Annotated in this window: 13 protein-coding genes; 5 read left to right on the forward strand and 8 right to left on the reverse strand. The window is 63.9% G+C overall.

The window, feature by feature from the left end:
• Window positions 1-20: 20 nt before the first annotated feature.
• The 4 genes from AC5J09_RS10190 to AC5J09_RS10205 form a co-directional block, all read right to left on the reverse strand.
• Window positions 21-1559 (reverse strand): tripartite tricarboxylate transporter permease, encoded by a 1539-nt coding sequence (locus tag AC5J09_RS10190; RefSeq protein WP_018096164.1) that lies wholly within the window; start codon window positions 1557-1559, stop codon window positions 21-23.
• A gap of 34 nt (window positions 1560-1593) precedes the next feature.
• Window positions 1594-2094 carry a tripartite tricarboxylate transporter TctB family protein gene (locus AC5J09_RS10195; protein WP_100671613.1) on the reverse strand — a complete coding sequence of 167 codons (501 nt, stop codon included), beginning with the start codon at window positions 2092-2094 and terminating at the stop codon, window positions 1594-1596.
• Between the two features lie 106 nt (window positions 2095-2200).
• On the reverse strand, window positions 2201-3187 hold the full coding sequence (locus AC5J09_RS10200; protein WP_494297538.1) for a tripartite tricarboxylate transporter substrate binding protein: 987 nt from the start codon (window positions 3185-3187) through the stop codon (window positions 2201-2203).
• Window positions 3188-3262: 75 nt separating this feature from the next.
• Window positions 3263-4309, reverse strand: coding sequence for a 4-hydroxythreonine-4-phosphate dehydrogenase PdxA (locus AC5J09_RS10205; RefSeq protein ID WP_324764524.1), 1047 nt, complete (start codon window positions 4307-4309; stop codon window positions 3263-3265).
• Between the two features lie 197 nt (window positions 4310-4506).
• On the opposite strand from AC5J09_RS10205, the gene AC5J09_RS10210 reads away from it, so the two are divergent.
• Entirely contained in the window at window positions 4507-5193 is a 687-nt protein-coding gene (locus AC5J09_RS10210; protein WP_494297539.1) for a GntR family transcriptional regulator, read from the forward strand.
• 68 nt (window positions 5194-5261) lie between these two features.
• On the opposite strand, the gene AC5J09_RS10215 is transcribed toward AC5J09_RS10210, so the two are convergent.
• Window positions 5262-5807, reverse strand: coding sequence for a Pycsar system effector family protein (locus tag AC5J09_RS10215; RefSeq protein ID WP_100671250.1), 546 nt, complete (start codon window positions 5805-5807; stop codon window positions 5262-5264).
• Window positions 5808-5936: 129 nt separating this feature from the next.
• On the opposite strand from AC5J09_RS10215, the gene AC5J09_RS10220 reads away from it, so the two are divergent.
• From AC5J09_RS10220 to AC5J09_RS10235, 4 genes are all read left to right on the forward strand, one after another.
• A complete protein-coding gene (locus AC5J09_RS10220; protein ID WP_494297540.1) occupies window positions 5937-9545 on the forward strand; it encodes a FecR domain-containing protein in 3609 nt (1202 codons plus the stop codon).
• Entirely contained in the window at window positions 9545-11494 is a 1950-nt protein-coding gene (locus AC5J09_RS10225; RefSeq protein WP_494297541.1) for a CHASE2 domain-containing protein, read from the forward strand. The genes AC5J09_RS10220 and AC5J09_RS10225 overlap by 1 nt, the downstream gene beginning before the upstream one ends.
• Window positions 11495-12021: 527 nt before the next feature.
• Window positions 12022-13356 carry an ISNCY family transposase gene (locus tag AC5J09_RS10230; RefSeq protein WP_324763945.1) on the forward strand — a complete coding sequence of 445 codons (1335 nt, stop codon included), beginning with the start codon at window positions 12022-12024 and terminating at the stop codon, window positions 13354-13356.
• 235 nt (window positions 13357-13591) lie between these two features.
• Window positions 13592-14257 (forward strand): hypothetical protein, encoded by a 666-nt coding sequence (locus AC5J09_RS10235; RefSeq protein ID WP_494297542.1) that lies wholly within the window; start codon window positions 13592-13594, stop codon window positions 14255-14257.
• A 39-nt stretch (window positions 14258-14296) separates the two neighbouring features.
• Here the strand turns inward: AC5J09_RS10235 and AC5J09_RS10240 are convergent, their stop codons facing one another.
• From AC5J09_RS10240 to AC5J09_RS10250, 3 genes are read right to left on the reverse strand one after another with little or no spacing between them, the layout of a single operon-like run.
• Window positions 14297-15004 (reverse strand): ABC transporter ATP-binding protein, encoded by a 708-nt coding sequence (locus AC5J09_RS10240; RefSeq protein WP_494297543.1) that lies wholly within the window; start codon window positions 15002-15004, stop codon window positions 14297-14299.
• Window positions 14985-15749 carry an ABC transporter ATP-binding protein gene (locus tag AC5J09_RS10245; RefSeq protein ID WP_494297544.1) on the reverse strand — a complete coding sequence of 255 codons (765 nt, stop codon included), beginning with the start codon at window positions 15747-15749 and terminating at the stop codon, window positions 14985-14987. Before AC5J09_RS10245 ends, AC5J09_RS10240 begins: the two co-directional genes overlap by 20 nt.
• Window positions 15746-16747, reverse strand: coding sequence for a branched-chain amino acid ABC transporter permease (locus tag AC5J09_RS10250; RefSeq protein WP_494297674.1), 1002 nt, complete (start codon window positions 16745-16747; stop codon window positions 15746-15748). The genes AC5J09_RS10245 and AC5J09_RS10250 overlap by 4 nt, the downstream gene beginning before the upstream one ends.
• Window positions 16748-16750 lie beyond the last annotated feature (3 nt).

Here is a 16750-nt window from a genome sequence, read left to right on the forward strand (position 1 = left end):
GTACGGGACGAGGCGGCCGGTCAGGCCGCCGCGTTGCCGTCGCCGCTCGAAGCGGCAACCTCGTTCTTGCGCCTGCGCAACGTGCCGATCAGCCAGAAGAAGAGCGGGGAGAGAAGCAGCGCAAGGGCAACGGCCATCAGGGCAGAGACAAGGCCGTTCGACCAGAAGATGTTGAGGCTGCCGCCCGACATCAGCATCGACTGGCGGAAGGCGTCTTCCGCCTTGTCGCCGAGCACCATGGCGAGAACCAGCGGCGCCAGCGGATAGTCCAGCTTCTTGAAGATATAACCCAGGAGACCGAAGCCGATCACCATGAAGATGTCCGAGACGGAGTTCGCGACCTGGTAGGCCCCCGAGAAGATGACCGCGACGATGATCGGTCCGATGATCGAGAACGGCACGCGCAGGATCGAGGCGTAAAGCGGCACCGTCGCGATCACGAGGAAGACGGCGACGACATTGCCGAGATACATGGAGGCGATCAGACCCCAGACGAAGTCCGGGCGATCGGTGAAGAGCATCGGGCCGGGCGTCAGGCCCCAGATCATCAACCCGCCCATCATCACCGCGGCGGTGGCGGAACCCGGGACGCCGAGCGCCAGCATCGGCAGCAGGGCCGATGTGCCGGCGGAATGATCGGCCGTCTCGGGCGCGACGATGCCGCGCGGATCGCCCTTGCCGAACATCGATTTGTCGCGTGCCGAACGCCGGGCAACGCCATAGCTCATGAAGGAGGCGGCGGTCGGGCCGGCCGGCGTGATCCCCATCCAGATGCCGATGATCGTCGAGCGGGCGATCGTCAGCCAGTAACGCGGGATCTCGATCAGCGTCCTGCCGATCTCGGAGAGACGCACCCGCGCCTTGATGCCTTCGAAGCGCAGCCCCTCTTCCGTCGTCAGCAGAAGTTCGCCGATGCCGAAGAGTCCCATGACGGCAATCAGGAAGCTCACGCCCTTGATCAGTTCGGGGATGTCGAAGGTGAGCCTCAGATTGCCCGAGATCGTATCCATGCCGATCGAGGCGAGCGCGAAGCCGAGCATCATCGAGACGAGCGTCTTGAAGGGTGACTGCGCGCCCATGGAGATGAAGCTCGCAAAGGCGAGGAAATAGACGGCGAAATATTCGGGCGAGGAGAATTTGAGCGCAAAGTTCGCCACCCAGCCCGAAAGCAGCGTGATCATGACGACGCCCGCAAGCGCGCCGAGGCCGGCCGAAACGAAGGCAAGCGTGAGCGCCCGGCTCGCATGACCGGCTTTCGCCATGGGATAGCCGTCGAATGTCGTGGCGACCGAGGAGGGCTCGCCCGGAATGTTGAAGAGGATCGACGTCGTCGAGCCGCCGAAAAGCGCGCCCCAATACATGCAGGACAAGAGGATGATCGCCGAGATCGGGTCCATGGAAAAGGTAAGCGGCAGAAGTAGCGACACGCCGTTCGGCGCACCGAGGCCCGGCAGCACGCCGACGAGGATGCCGAGCGTCACGCCGACGATCATCAGCAGGATGTGGTTCCAGCTGAGGATGTGGCCGAAGCCATCGATCAGAAGACCGATATTTTCCATGTCATTCCTCCCGCAAGCACTGCACCCTTGCGGGTCAGTAAATTCCGAACCAGGCTTCGACCGGTCCCTTCAGCAACGGAACCTGGAAGCCGATTTCGAAAACGATGAAAAAGAAGATCGAGACGCCGAGTCCTGCGGGGATCGCGATCCACCATTTGTAACGCCCCTGGAAGAGCATGGTCGCGGCGATGTAGAGTGCCGTCCCGACATAGAGTCCCAGCCAGGCGGAAACGGCGGCGAAGGCCGCAACCGGCAGCAGGAAAGAGGCGACCACCCTGGCGCGGGCGCCGTCGAGGAAGATCTCGCCTGTACCGCGATGCTTGAAGAATGCATGCGCGATATTGGCGAGGCTGCCGAGAACGATGAGCAGACCGATATAGAAGGGGAAATAGCCCGCATCCGGACCCATGTCGGTCCAGCCCGCACCGATGTCGAGGGAGCCGTAGCAGACAGCGATGCCGAAGGCACCCGTCAGCGCGGCAACGCCGAGTTCCACCGCAAAGCGGCTGATCCCATTCGCACTGTTCTCACTCATGATCGTGACCTTTCCAAGCGGAGAACGGGCGTCCGAGAGGCCGGGATGAGGATGCGGTTCTGCCCGCATCCTCATCCCCCGGGCCTAGGCGCCCATCGACCGGTCCTTAGTTGGCGAGCCAGCCTTCGCGCTTCAGCACTTCGCCGATCGTCGCGCCATCCTTTTCGATGACGGCTTTGAGTTCGTCGCCGGTCATATAGCCGGGAGACTGCGAGCTGTCGGCGAGATATTTCGCCCATTCCGGGGTCTCGGAGACCTTGCGCAGGACATCCGCATAGAACTGGACGACCTCAGGCTCGACGTCGGCCGGCAGCCAGACGGTGCGCGGCATCGAGTAGTTCTCGATCGGAATGCCGGCTTCCTTGCAGGTCGGGATATCGCTCCAGGCCTTGTCGCCGGCGACCTTGGCGTCGCTCGTGAACTTCGCGCTCTTGAAGACGCAGAGTGGCTTGATCATGCCGGCCTGCCATTGACCGAGGTTCTCGCTCGGATTGTTGACATTGGCGTCGAGGTGCTCGCCGGCAAGCTGAACGGCCGCCTCGCCGCCGCTCTTGAAGGGGATGTAGTTGATCTTGGCGCCGGTTGCGTCGTTGATCATCGAAGTCAGGATCTGGTCGGCGTCCTTGGACTGGCTGCCGCCGATCTTCAGGCCGCCTTCCTTCGCTTTAGCCACGAAATCGGCAGCCGTCGCGTAGTCCGCCTTGCCATTGACCCAGAGCACGAACTCGTCGGACGCGAGCGAGGCGACCGGCGTCAGGTCCTCGGACGTATAGGGCACCTTGGCGCGGACCGGCAGCAGATAGGCATTGTTGGTACCGAAGGCGAGCTTGTAGGGATCACCCTTGTAGCCGGCCGTGTAGACGAAGCCTTCCGCGCCGCCGGCGCTGCCCTTGTTGGTGACGACGACCGGTGCCTTCATCAGCTCGTACTTGCCGATGATCGCCTGGATTGTGCGCGCGAAGATATCGGTGCCGCCGCCGGGGCCGGCGGTGACGACGAATTCGACCGGGCGGTTCGGCTCGAAGGCCGATGCCGGCGCGGCAAGGCCGAAAGCGGCGGCCGCGATTACTGCGATGGAGACGGATTTTTTCATGCGTGGTCCTCCCTTTGAGCTGGATTGCGGCGCGAGACCTCCCCTCACGCCGGTATTCATCGAAAGCGTGCGAATTCAGGCAGCAGCCGAAAGCGTCCTCTTTTTCTTCGCCATGCGGGCAGCAAGCAGGATCGCCTCGCGTGTTGCGCCTATATCGGCGATCCCCTTGCCGGCGATGTCGTAGGCGGTGCCATGGGCGGGCGTGCAGAGCGGGAACGGCAGTCCGCCCATCATCGTCACACCCTTGTCGAAGCCGATGATCTTCATGGCGATCTGACCCTGGTCGTGATACATGGTCATCACCGCGTTGAAGCCTTCCTTCAGCGCCCGGAGGAAGACCGTATCGGCCGGGAACGGCCCCTCGACGTTGAAGCCGAGCGCCTTGGCCTTCTCGACCGCCGGCTCGATAATGTCGATCTCTTCCATGCCGAAGCTGCCGCCGTCGCCGGCATGCGGATTGAGTCCCGCAACCGCGATCTTCGCCTCCTCGTAGCCGGCATCCTTGAGGCAGGCCTGAGTCAGTTTGAGTTCGGCCAGGATCGCCTCCACCGACAGGTGGGACGCCACGTCCTTGAGCGGGATATGCGACGTCACCCGCGCGTTCCACACCTTTTCGAGAACATTGAATTCACGAACTTTTCCGGTGAAGGAAAGCACATCGGCGACGAAGCGGATCTCGTCGTCATAGCCGGGATAGGCAAAGCGCATCGCCTTCTTGTTGAAGGGGGTGAAGCAGACGGCATCGGCCTTGCCCGCATGGGCGAGTTCGAGGGCGGTGCGGAAATTACGCGTGGCGAAGGTGCCGCCGGCAAGCGTCGCCTCGCCGCGAACCACATCGGCCGGATCGAGATGGGCGAGATCCACGAAGACGTGGCGGACGGTGCCGGCGTCGTCGAGCGCATCGAGCGAAGCGGCTTCCAGATCCAGCGTGACGCCGGCCACCCGGGCGCCCTCGTCGAGGATGCGGCGATCGCCGATGGCGATGATGTGCGCCGCGTCGCGGATGTCGGAAAGGGCCAGAAGCTGCGCCGTCAGTTCCGGGCTGATTCCCGCGGGGTCGCCCATGGCCAGCGCAATCACAGGGCGCCGCTCCTTCGTTCCGTCCGCTCCAGATGTCGTCATTCGAGATGTCCTCCGCTTCATGCTTGAATGTCTCATACGTCATTCAAAATTCTGCATCAAGTCTTTTGTATTCTGTATGCAGCATTTTCTGTTGACGACTTCCGGGGCAGTCTCCATGCTTGAATGAACGGCGCTGATTTAATCGCGCACACTCAAGGGGAAGGGCCGCGCGGCGGGCCCAAGGTTCAGACGAGAAAATGAACGAACTCAAATCACTGGAGCAGCGACCCATAGGCGGCCCGGGCCCCATCCGACGCACCGCACTGCACGACACGCTGGTCAGTCATCTGCGCGACATGATCATCGAGGGCGACCTTCCGCCCGGAACCCGTCTGCACGAGGGGCAACTGGGCGAGCAGCTCGGCGTATCGCGCACGCCGCTGCGCGAGGCGATCAAGTATCTTGCGAGCGAAGGCCTGGTGGAGCTCGTCCCGAGCCGCGGCGCCGTCGTCAAGCGCTTCAGCGCCAAGGACGTTCAGGACATGCTCACCGTGCTGCAGACCCTGGAGGAGCTCGCTGGCAGGCTTGCCTGCGAGGCCGCGACGGATGCGGAGATTGCCGAAGTGCGGGCGCTCCACGACGAAATGGTGCGCCGCTACGAGGCGGGCGACCGGATGCAATATTACAAGCTCAACCAGGACATTCACACCGCCATCGCCCGGCTTTCGGGCAATGCGGCCCTCGCCGACATGCATGCCATGCTGCAGACGCGACTGAAGCGCATCCGCTTCATCGGCCATGAAGGCCCGGAGAAATGGGCCGCCGCGGTCGCCGAACATCAGGAAATGATCGCCGCACTCGAAGCGCGCGACAAGGCCAGGCTATCGAAAGTGCTGGGGCTTCATCTGAGGAAGGCCTGGGAACGGGTGCGCGACGCGGTCTAGAGCGTCGACGCAAAAGCGAAATACCCCCTCTGGCCTGCCGGCCAGAGGGGCATCACCGCTCGGCGCCATCATTTCACCGCCAGCAGGCAGATATAGGAAAGCACCGTTACCAGCAGGCCGCGGAAAGCAAAGCTGACACAGCGGTATTTGCCGCAGGCGATCGCCGCAAGCGCGTCCGCATTCTCGGCATATTGGCGGAAGAGATAGGCCTGATCGCCGGTCTCCGCCGCTCGGATGAAGCTGTCGCGATGACGGGACCAGGCGCCCCAGAACAGCGTTGTGGAGGTGGTGCTCTTCCTCGGCAGCACCACGAGTATAGCCGACACGATGGAGAAGACCGAAGCAAGCGCAAGCATTGCCGACAGGGCCAGCGCCATGCCGCCGCCTTCGGCGTAACGCTGCCAGGAAAAGACGCTCCGTCCTTCTTGCGAAGTGACGAGAAAGGCGAACATGAAGGTGAAGATATAGGCCGCCTTCTGGTCCGACGTCTTTATCTGATCGGCGAAGACATCGTTGATCTTCCTGATGTGATCGTAATAGGCGCCGAGTGCCACTTCCGGCCCGGCTCCTTCACTTGGCAGATCGAGTTTGTACAGATTACCCCCGGCTTCCATTCGCCACTCCCCTTTAGTCGTCTCCTCTTTATTACACTCGACGAGTAAAAACATCCGCCCAAAACTGGGCTCTTGACATTTCTCCCCTCTAAATTCACTGGATTCAGTATAACGAGGGGTGACACGAGAATGCGGGGAAGAAGAACGGGAGCATTGCTTGCCGCGGCGACGTTTTTTGCGCCCTTGTCTGCGCAAGCCGAGCCCGTTCCGCGCCCCTCGCCGGCCGCCGGCTCCGTTATCGCCCGCAAGTCCGGCGAGGAGGTGCGTTTCGTCGACGTTTCCAACTGGCGGGTCGTCGACCTCGCTCAGGATCTCATTCCCGGCGATGTGCTGCGCACCAATGCCACCGGCGCGCTCGCGGTCCTCTTCAGAGATCACACGCAGATAAGACTGGGGCGCAATACCGCGCTGCGCGTTAAGGAAATCGGCGCGGGCGACACGAAATTCGGGCTGGAATCAGGGACGATCTGGGCCCGGGCCGAGCGCGGCGGCGAGGGCCTGGTCATCGACACGCCGGCCGCGGCCGCCGCCATTCGCGGCACCGATTGGACGCTGACGGTCGGCCCCGACGGCAAGACCTCGCTCGTCGTCCTCGAAGGTGTCGTCGAACTCAGCAATGCCTATGGCAGCGTGACTGTGAAGCAGGGCGAAGGCGCCGTTGCGGCGATCGGCAGCGCACCGACGAAGATCGTGATCGTCACCCCGAAGGACCGCGAGCAGATGCTCTTTCATCTGTCGCTCCGCAACGCCTTCGTCTGGATGCCGGCCACGCCCTTCAGCGTTCCCGAAATGCGTCGGGAGCGCGCGCGCGTCGAAGCGAAACCCGCAGGCTCGCGCACGACCGAGGAGTGGCTGACGCTTGCGGAAATTTATCTTTCGCTCGATGGCCGCCACAAGGCTCAGGCCGCGCTCGCGGAAGCGGCGGGACGGGGCCTGAGCCGATCCCAGGCAGCGCGTGCCGATCTCGTGCGCGCATTGATCGCCGGCTCGTCCAACCGGTATGAAGAGGCGGCGCGCTTGTTCGCCAGGGCCGAACGCGGCCTCGACCCGAGCCGCCGCACGATCGCGGCCTATGGCGGCTATTTCTCGCGCGGGCTCGCGAACCCCGAACGCGTCGAGGAGCCGCCGCGCAATGCCAGCGGCCGCTATGCGGGCATGGTCAGGGCCTGGACCGCCGGCTTCCGCGAAGACATTCCGGCGGCGATCGCAGTGATCAAGAGGGCCGAGCAGCAATATCCCGACGACCCGACCCTGCCTGCGGCACGCGCGCAGCTCGCCCTGCTGCTGGACGATCGCGACGAGCTTCGCGACGGCGTCGAGCGGGCGCTTGCGATCGACCCTGAAGACCCGACGGCGCTCGAGGCGCGCGCACATTACCGCTCTTACATCGAGAACGATCTCGATGCCGCCCTTGCCGACCTGAACAGGGCGCTCGAGACTGCCCCAGGCTCCTCGTCGATCTGGAACGCCCTCGGGCTGGTCCAGGGCGCGCGCGGCGACAACCGTGCAGCGGAGGCCGCCTTCAACCAGGCGATCGCGCTCGATCCGCTCGATCCCGTCTCGCACGCAAACCTTGCAATACAATACATGGACGAGATGCGGATGGCCGAGGCGAAGCGCGAGATCGACGCCGCGCTTTCCGTCGATCCCTCCTTCGACGTGGCGCTCGTGGCGCGCGGCCGCTACCACATGCAGAACGGCGAGGCCGACAAGGCGGTGGAAGACCTGCTCGCCGGCTCGACGGCCAACCCGGCCTATTCGAACGCACAGCTGCTGCTCGCAGCCGCGCATTACGAGAAGGGCGACCGCGTTCCGGCAGCTCAGGCGCTCGACAATGCCGACCGGCTCGACCCGAACGATCCCGTCGTGGCGACGGTCAGAACCGCGATCGCGATCGATGCCTATGATGCCGACGCGGCCATTCGCAATGCTCAGGAAGCCCTGCGCCGCACCCGCGCCAAGGGCGGCGACACGGCGGCACTGGGCGCCAACCAGGAGCAAGGTTCGACGCTCAACGACGCCTTCCGGCTGCAGGGGTTGGATGCCTGGGGTCAATATTACGGCGACGCCGTCTTCGATCCCTTCACCGGCGCCAGCTATGTCGACCAGGCGGTGCGCGGCAGCGTCAATCCCTTCTTCAACGCTTACGATTTCACCGCCAACGCCGTCGCGAACACGGTCAATACCACAAGCTTTTCCGCTCTCATCCAGGGGCTTCTGATCGAGCCGCATATGCTCGCCAGCCGCGAGCGAACGGTCAATCTGCTGCGTTCGCCCTTTTTCGAGACGGAGCTCGGCGGCGGGTTCCTCGTCAATGAGGACCATACCGGATGGGTCGGGGAAGCTGCGGTTCGGGGATTTACGGTCTCGCCGTTCCCCATCAGCGTCTACGGTACGTTCCAGTGGGAGGAGCCGCGGGATACGGTCGAATCCGGAGGCGCGCGCCTGGAACGTGACCTGCGGATAATCGGAGGCAACGGCTACGTTACGGCCAGTCCGACGCCCGATGACCGCATTGTAGCCTTCGCGAACTATTCCGATATCGAGGAGACCCAGCAATTTCTGCCCGTTCCGCCTGACCTTGAGATAGGAGACGAGTTTTCCGGCCTCATTTCCGGGCTCGCATGGAGCCATACATTCGGATACCGCAACGTCGGAAACGCCGCGCTCTTCTTCAAAGAACTTCGCACCGTCGATAGTCTTGCTGTTCGGGATGTCACCGGCACTGGAAACCTCGAGATAGAGGCAAAGGAGCGAACCTATATTGCCGCCATGAACCACATGTATGGCGATGGAGATCTAACGTGGCGCTACGGCCTGGAGGGAGGAAAAATACGGTCGGATAGCAGGACGGCGTTCACCTCCGTTCCGCCGCCGCCTGTGCCACCATCGCCTATCTTCGATTCTGACACCTACGCCGTGGCTAAAGCCTATATCGACGGCCTGTACGAAATCACCCCCGACCTCAAGGTCGAAGGTGCTCTGTTCGCCCGCTATATCGAGGATGTCAACGACAACGATATCCGGCTCGAACCGAAGCTCGGGATCGCCTGGGCACCAGCCGAAGGCCATTGGCTGCGCGCGGCTCTCCAGCGCGAAGGCTATAATTTCGGCTCTGCCACGCTTGCGCCGGTCGGCATCGTCGGGCTGCAGCCCAACCAGTTCCTTATCGGCACGGAAGGCTATGCCGACACGCTGGCCTTGCGCTGGGATGCCGAGTGGAGCGACTGGCTCTTCACCGCTGTCGACTACCAGCACCAGGAAATCCGCGACGGTTCGATTGCCACCCCAGTTACCAGCCCCTTCCTCCCACTGACGGATTTCCACTTCGACAAGGGCCGTCTCGACCGCGTGGCAGTAACCGCCAACATGGCGCTCGGACATGGATTCGGCCTGTCGGCGACGGTGGCCCGGATCGAAAGCGAGGACCTCTCGACCGGCGCCGGCGGCGATCTACCCTTTCTGCCTGAATATTCAGGCCAGGTAGCACTCACCTTTGTCAGCACAGCCAATGTCAAAACGACCGTCGCCGCCAACTATATAGGCGAGCGTACCGACGGCACCACGACACTCGACGACTTCTGGACGCTCGACGCCGCTCTCCAATGGGAGCCCTTCGACAAGCGGTTCGAAGTCGAGCTCGCCGGCTTCAACCTTCTGGACGAGGAGTTCGAGGTGCGCGACGGGCTGCCCGGCTGGGGTCCCACGGTCAAGGGCACCGTCAAAGTGCGGTTCTGATGAACGACTTTCGCGAGCTTCGCCTTTCCTCCCGGCGGGTAAAGCTTGCCGCCCTGACGACCGTCGTGGCCGCCCTCGTCTCGGCTGTCTCGCTGACCGGTACGTGGTCGCTGGTGGACCTGCGCGCCTATGACTATCTTTCGATCGTCGGCCGGCCATCGCTACCGGAAGACGGCCCGGTCATCGTCGCTATCGACGAACCCTCGATGGCGGAGATCGGCAGTCAATGGCCCTGGCCGCGCGCGCTGCACGCCCGCCTGATCGAAGCCCTGAGGGCCGCCGGCGCCCGGGCGATCGGCCTCGACGTGATCTTCGCCGAACCGGCCGCCGCGCCGGAGAACGATCAGGCGCTCGCCGAAGTTCTCGGGCCCGATGTGGTGCTTGCCGGCGACGAGACGCTGATCCGGACACCGCAGGCAGAGCAGTTCGTCAGGACCGAGCCCCTTCCCGCCTTTCTGGCACGGGGCGCGAAGGTCGGCATCGCCTCGGTCGGCCTCAGCGGCGACGGAGCGCTCCGGCAGATCCCCGCCTATCCGGACGGTTTCGCCGCAACGCTCGCGACCGTCGCCGGCGCCGAGCTGGCGGTGCCGCCGAGAAGGGCGCTGATGCAGACCTTCGGCCCGGCCCGGACCTATCCGACCGTTTCCTATTATCAGGCGCTCGACCCCGAGAATTTCCTGCCGGAGGGCACCTTCCGCGACAGGGTCGTCATCGTGGGCCTGAGCCTGCAGAACGCGCCCACCATCGCGGGCGGTGGCGTCGATGCCTTCCCCACCTCCGACACGGTCTTCTCCCGCGGCCGCGTCGCCGGTGCCGAAATCCAGGCGACCATTTACGACAATCTCGTGCACCGGCTGTTCGTCAGGCAGGCGGGCGCGGGCATTGCCATCGCGGCGATCATCCTCGCCAGCCTGGCCGCAGCCCTTGCTGTCCTCAGGTCGACGAGCTGGAAAACGCTCGGTTACGGCGCCCTCGCCCTTACTCTGATCTTTCTTGCAAGCTACGGCCTGATGCGCCTCGGCCATGCGCTCGTCTCGCCCCTCGCCCCGGCACTTGCCTTTCTCGCCGTGGCGGTGGGGCAGGCGGGCCTCGACTACGCGGACGAACGGCGGCGGCGGCGCGAAATCACCCGTGCCTTCGCGCAGTATCTCTCGCCGGCCCTCGTCGAGCGGCTGGCAAGCGACCCATCCCAGCTGAAGCTCGGCGGCGAAAGGCGGACACTCACCGTCCTCTTCTGCGACGTTCGCGGCTTCACCACCATATCGGAGGACATGAAGGACGATCCGGAGGGACTGACGACGCTCATCAACCGGCTCCTGACCCCTCTTTCGGAGGCGGTGCTCAACCGACGAGGCACGATCGACAAATATATCGGCGACTGCCTGATGGCCTTCTGGAACGCTCCACTCGACGATCCGGACCATGCCGTCCATGCGGTTCAGGCGGCGCGCGACATGCTTGCCGCCCTCCGCGGTCTCAACGCAGAGCTCGAAGCCGAGGCGAAAGCGGCGGGGCGTCCGCCGAAGGCGCTGAGGATCGGCATCGGCATCAACACGGGCGAATGCGTCGTCGGCAATATGGGCTCGGCACGCCGCTTCGATTATTCGGCGCTGGGCGATGCGGTGAATCTCGCCTCCCGCCTCGAAGGTGCCTCCAAGGACTACGGTGTGCCGCTGCTCCTCGGCGAAAGTACTGCAACACTCGCCGCCCGGAAATTTGCGGTTGCCGAGCTCGACCGCATCACCGTCAAGGGACGCAGCACGGTCTCCCCCGTCTTCACCCTGGTCGACGGCGCTTCGGAACAGGCGCTCGCGCGCCACCGCGCCTACCTCGCCGGGAAATACAGCGGCGAGATCGCTTCCGATGACGGTTTGTTCGATGAACTCAAGGCGGCGCTGCCGCCGCTCGCGCGCTATTACGAGCGCGAGCGGGAACGGCTGCTGAAATAGCGGATGAGGGGCAAATCACGGGCTTGGCGCTCAATGCAAGCCGCCGAAGCCGGCCGCGAAAACCCTCCAGGTCAGAAGGATCAACTGAAAAAGAAGGGGCTTTACTGATGCGGCTCAGCGCCCGCAGAAAGGCGTCGTCGCGTCTCAAAGGCTTTTCGGTGGTGAAGAGCGCGGCGATGCTCATGCCATGCACCTCCGCGGGGACGCTTTCATCGAGCGGGAAGCGAGCCTTGTGGTAAGTAGAATGTTCTCTACTTGGGGACGCTATGACCTGCTGTCTACCCCAGAAAAAACTTGCCCCGGCGGTGTGCGGAGCAGTGACCAGCCGGGGGATACGTGCTCTATATGGCACGGAGACCGTCTCGTTACAAGACCCACACCTAGTTTAGTGCCCGTCCATAAACGGTAAACTGCTGAATTTATTGAGTGAATCGCGATATCTGCGTGGGCAAAGCCCGGCGGTTTCAGGTATACTTTAGATCAAGCTACTGATTCTAAAGACAAACCCGTCACCGCCGGAGCCGACAATGCGCCAAGAACGCACCGTCCAAGCCAGCATATTTGATCTTTTCGCCGAACACGAGATCGGTCGTGAACTGAAGGCGATGTCGGAATGGCTGGATGAGCATGGCGATTTGCTCGGGCTGGTGGCGCGGGACCTGCGCCGGCATGGTCTCAGACAGACTGGCCGCGAGGGGCTACCAGCCGAGGCTGTGCTGCGCTGCGCGCTGCTCAAGCAGCATCGCCAGTTGAGTTACCAGGAACTGGCCTTCCACCTCGAAGACTCCGCCTCGTTCCGGGCGTTTGCCCGGCTGCCGTGGGGCTGGAACCCGAAGAAGTCGGTTTTGCACAAGACGATCAGCGCGATCCGGGCGCAAACCTTTGAAGAGATCAACGGGGTGCTGCTGGCGAGCGCCCGGCAGGAGAAGCTGGAAAGTGGCAAGGTCGTGCGCGTGGACAGCACCGTTACCGCCGCACTGATCCATGAACCGAGCGACAGCAGCCTGTTATGGGACGCTGTCCGGGTGACGGTGCGGCTGTTGCAGCAGGCCGAGGCACTGGGTAGCGCCATTCCATGGCACGACCATCGCCGCGCGGCAAAGAAGCGGGCCCGGGCGATCGAATATATCCGCGGCCGCCCTAAACGGATCAAGCACTACCGCGAACTGCTCAAGATCACGCGCACGACCTTGAGTTATCTGCAGCAGGCCAGTGAACAGTTGCCGCTGACGGCGGGCCCGGCCGGCGAACTGTGGCAGGCCCAACTCCGCCACTACCGGCCGCTGATCGAGCGGATCATCGCCCAGACCGAACGGCGGGTCCTGGCCGGGGAGCCGGTTCCGGCCGGCGAGAAGCTGGTGAGCCTGTTCGAGCCGCATGCCAACATCATCGTCAAGGGCAGCCGCGACGTCGACTACGGCCACAAACTCAATCTGACCACCGGCAGAAGCGGACTGATCCTCGACCTCGTCATCGAAGCCGGCAACCCGACCGACAGCGAGCGCTTGCTGCCGATGCTGGAACGCCACATCGCCTTTTACGGCGAGCCGCCGCGTCAGGCGGCGGCCGACGGCGGCTATGCCAGCCGCGAAAATCTGAGCGGAGCCAAAGCTCGCGGCATCCGCGACATGGCCTTCCACAAGAAGCGCGGCCTCAGCATCGAAGACATGGTCAGCAGCCGGCGGATCTATCGCAAGCTGCGCAACTTCCGCGCCGGCATCGAGGCCGGCATCTCTTGCCTGAAACGCGCTTATGGCTTGGGGCGCTGCACCTGGCGTGGGCTCGACCACTTCAAGGCTTATGTCTGGTCCTCGGTGGTCGCTTACAATCTCGCCCTCTTCGCCCGCCTCAGGCCGACCTGACGCTCCTGATCCGGTGGCGTTCAGAGTAAGTCCGGCGAGCGTCGGCCCATACCCTATGACCTATTGCCGCCAGATCGCTCTTCGGGACATAACCTGCGCCGCCTTGTGCCATCGCGCGTCCCAAGAAACGGTGTCAGCCGGCAAACTACCTTTCAAAACCGCCGAAAAACAGGCGTTTATGGACAGGCACTAGTTTAGCAGCTATCCTTCAGCAACCAGACCGCAATCCCTCCACATGCCCCTTGCCGACATTCTCTCTGCGGATCGCTTCTCCACCTACTTGGGGTGGGCTCAGGGTGACGTGGTCTTGGGCGAGCGCCTGTATAGCTATAACGTTCGACTATCCGCCGACTTCTACGCCTCTCTTCATATGATGGAGGTTGCCTTGCGGAACAAGGTGGACGGTGCCTTGACCGCTATCCATGGTGCAGCGTGGCTCCATGACCCCGCCGTATTGACTGATAAGTACCAGCAGGATTGCGTGGCGAAGGCCGAGCAGACGCTTCTCCGCGACGGCAAGGCGGCCACCCACAGCCAGATGATCGCGGAACTGAGTTTCGGGTTCTGGAGTTCAGTGTTCGGTCGCTCCTCGAACCACCTCTGGGGAACGCTTCGCCCGATCTTTCAGACCGCCGGCCTCAAGCGCGCGATCATTGCGCAAAAGCTGCGCGACCTTCGCCGGCTGCGTAATCGGATCGCCCACTATGAGCCCATTCTCGCTCAACCGATTCCGATATTGCACCAAGACATCCTGAACCTCACCGCATGGATGTCTCCGGTCGCGTCCGCGTGGATCACGACCCATGCGCTTGCCGCCTACCCTGCCACCCCGGTAATCATCAAAGACGCTGCCGGCGTTTCCATATTCGATCAGGCCCTTGCGGGCCATCTCCCCGTGTAGGTGCTCACGGACAACTCGAAACGAGCGCCGGAGCCGAGATCAAGAGACCCCCAGCAGCCGCTCGACCGTGGCCTGCTCCTTCGCCAGCGCCTCCGGCGTTCCGCTCCAGGCGAGCCTGCCGCGCTCCAGGATGATCACCCGGTCGGCGAAATCGAGGGCGCTCTGGATGCGCTGCTCCACCAGCAGGATGGTCATGTCGCCGGTCTTCGCGAGCTCGGCGAAAGCCTTCATCAGTTCCTCGCAGATGACCGGCGCCAGTCCTTCGAGCGGCTCGTCGAGCAGCAGGACCGAGGGGCGGCCGAGGATCGAGCGGGCGGTTGACAACATCTGCTGCTCGCCGCCGGAAAGCTGCAAGCCGAGGTTTCGGCGCCGCTCGTAGAGGCGCGGGAACATCTCATAGGCCTCGCTTAGCGCCGTCTTCGGCCGGCCCTTGAGACCGACGAAGAGATTTTCCTCAACCGTCAGGGACGGGAAGACGCAGCGCGCCTGCGGCACGAAGCCGAGGCCTTTCAACGCGCGTGATGCGCTCGACAGCGTGGTGACGTCGGCCTCGCCGATACGGATGCGTCCGTCGTAACGGCGCGTCTGGCCGGCGAGCGTAGCGAGCAGCGTCGTCTTTCCCATGCCGTTGCGGCCGAGAACCGCAAGCCGCGCGCCGGCAGGCACCGAAAAGGAAATCCCCTCCAGCACCCGCGTCGGCCCATAGCCGGCGGAGAGATTGTCAACCTCAAGCGGCGCTGCCGGCATCGGCATAGCTCCCGAGATAGGCTTCGCGCACACGCGGATCTTTGGTGACGTCGGCTGGAGAGCCGTCGAAGATGACCATGCCGGCAGCAAGCACGATCACGCGCTTGGCGAAGCGGAAGACGAGATCCATGTCGTGCTCGATCATCAGGACGGCAAGGTCATCGGGAAGTTCGGCGAGCGCCTGCTCGATGCGGCCCGTGTCGCTCTGCGGCACGCCGGCTGCCGGCTCGTCGAGCAGCAGCACCTTAGGTTTGAGCGCCAGCGCCACCGCGATCTCCAGCAGCCGCTGTTGGCCGTAGGCGATCTGGCGCACCGGCCGGTGCGCCAGATCGCGCAGGCCAAGCTTGCCAAGCAGGCTACCGGCCTCTGCCATCACCCCGGGCATCGCCAGGAAATTGCCGAACATGCGGCCCGCCCGGCCGTCGCGCTGCAGGATCGCGAGCGCCACGTGCTCGGCGGGCGTCATGTCCTGGAAAAGGCGCGTCACCTGGAACGAACGCACGAGACCGCGGCGGACGCGGCCGATCGCTTCGATATGGGTGACGGTTTCGCCGCCGATCCGCACCTCTCCGGCATCCGGCTTCAGATTACCGGTGACGAGATTGACGAAGGTCGTCTTGCCGGCACCGTTCGGGCCGATCAGGGCGACGCGGTCGCCCGGTGCCATGGAAAGGCTGACATTGTTGGTGACGGCGAGACCGCCGAAGGAGCGCTTGAGATTTCTGGCTTCGAATATGGCGCTCATCGGCCCGCGCCCCGTCGCCGCGCGAGGATTTCTGCGACCGTGCCGTAAAGCCCTTTCGGCGCAAAGAGCACGACCGCGATCAACAAGGCCCCGACCATGGTCAGCCAATGGAACGGGTTGGCCGCCGAGACGAGATCTTCGAAGAACATGAAGACGATCGTGCCGGTAAGCGCCCCGAAGAGCGAGCCGGTACCGCCGAGCACGAGCATGACCAGACTTTCGGCCGAGAGCGTGAAGGAGAGGCTGTCGAGACCGACGACCTGGGTCGAGACGGCGTTGAGCGCCCCGCCGACGCCGGCGACGGCGCCGGAAATCACATACATCTTGAGGATGGCGATCGTCGGCGACGCGCCCATCGCCCGAATGCGGATCGGGTCCTCCTTGATGCCGCGGCAGAGCATGCCGAAGGGCGAGCGCACGACGAGGCGCAGGAGCACGAAGACGATTGCGAGCAGCACGACGCCGAAGACATAGGCCGTGCGGCCCCAGAGGTCGAAGGCGAAAAGGCCGATGAGCGGATCGGGCACGATGCCGGCCAGTCCGTCGCTTCCCCCCGTCCAGGACGATGCCTTGTTGGCGAATTCATGGAACAGATGGATGAGCGCGATCGAGAGCACGAGCTGCGGGAGACCGTGCGCCCGAAGGATCACGACCCCGCAGGCGAGCCCCGCCACCGCACCGCCGAGGATACCGGCGCCGACCATGAGGAGCGGATCGGTAATGCCGAAATGCACGGCCGCGATCCCGGCGGCATAGGCGCCGCTGCCGAACAGCGCGGCATGGCCGAGGGTCGCGACGCCGCAATAGCCGGTGACGAGATCGAGCGAGAGGACCAGCAGCGCGATCGCTATGATGCGGGTGAGCAGCGCGAGATTGTTCGGAAAGAGGAGGTAGCCGATGGCGGCCAGCACGAGGATCACGGCGAGGCCGGCAAGATCGCGGCCGAGCCCCCGCCTGCCCGCAGAAAGTGCCGTGGCTGCTTCGTTCATCGTTGCCATGGT

The sequence above is a fragment of the Sinorhizobium sp. genome, assembly GCF_059070375.1.

What these genes read in the sequence shown, in the direction of transcription:
- AC5J09_RS10250 (WP_494297674.1), bottom strand. Translation starts at nt 16,747, where the DNA reads ATGGCAACGATGAACGAAGCAGCCACGGCACTTTCTGCGGGCAGGCGG.
- AC5J09_RS10205 (WP_324764524.1), bottom strand. Translation starts at nt 4,309, where the DNA reads ATGACGACATCTGGAGCGGACGGAACGAAGGAGCGGCGCCCTGTGATT.
- AC5J09_RS10230 (WP_324763945.1), top strand. Translation starts at nt 12,022, where the DNA reads ATGCGCCAAGAACGCACCGTCCAAGCCAGCATATTTGATCTTTTCGCC.
- AC5J09_RS10235 (WP_494297542.1), top strand. Translation starts at nt 13,592, where the DNA reads ATGCCCCTTGCCGACATTCTCTCTGCGGATCGCTTCTCCACCTACTTG.
- AC5J09_RS10190 (WP_018096164.1), bottom strand. Translation starts at nt 1,559, where the DNA reads ATGGAAAATATCGGTCTTCTGATCGATGGCTTCGGCCACATCCTCAGC.
- AC5J09_RS10195 (WP_100671613.1), bottom strand. Translation starts at nt 2,094, where the DNA reads ATGAGTGAGAACAGTGCGAATGGGATCAGCCGCTTTGCGGTGGAACTC.
- AC5J09_RS10220 (WP_494297540.1), top strand. Translation starts at nt 5,937, where the DNA reads ATGCGGGGAAGAAGAACGGGAGCATTGCTTGCCGCGGCGACGTTTTTT.
- AC5J09_RS10215 (WP_100671250.1), bottom strand. Translation starts at nt 5,807, where the DNA reads ATGGAAGCCGGGGGTAATCTGTACAAACTCGATCTGCCAAGTGAAGGA.
- AC5J09_RS10225 (WP_494297541.1), top strand. Translation starts at nt 9,545, where the DNA reads ATGAACGACTTTCGCGAGCTTCGCCTTTCCTCCCGGCGGGTAAAGCTT.
- AC5J09_RS10200 (WP_494297538.1), bottom strand. Translation starts at nt 3,187, where the DNA reads ATGAAAAAATCCGTCTCCATCGCAGTAATCGCGGCCGCCGCTTTCGGC.
- AC5J09_RS10210 (WP_494297539.1), top strand. Translation starts at nt 4,507, where the DNA reads ATGAACGAACTCAAATCACTGGAGCAGCGACCCATAGGCGGCCCGGGC.
- AC5J09_RS10240 (WP_494297543.1), bottom strand. Translation starts at nt 15,004, where the DNA reads ATGCCGGCAGCGCCGCTTGAGGTTGACAATCTCTCCGCCGGCTATGGG.
- AC5J09_RS10245 (WP_494297544.1), bottom strand. Translation starts at nt 15,749, where the DNA reads ATGAGCGCCATATTCGAAGCCAGAAATCTCAAGCGCTCCTTCGGCGGT.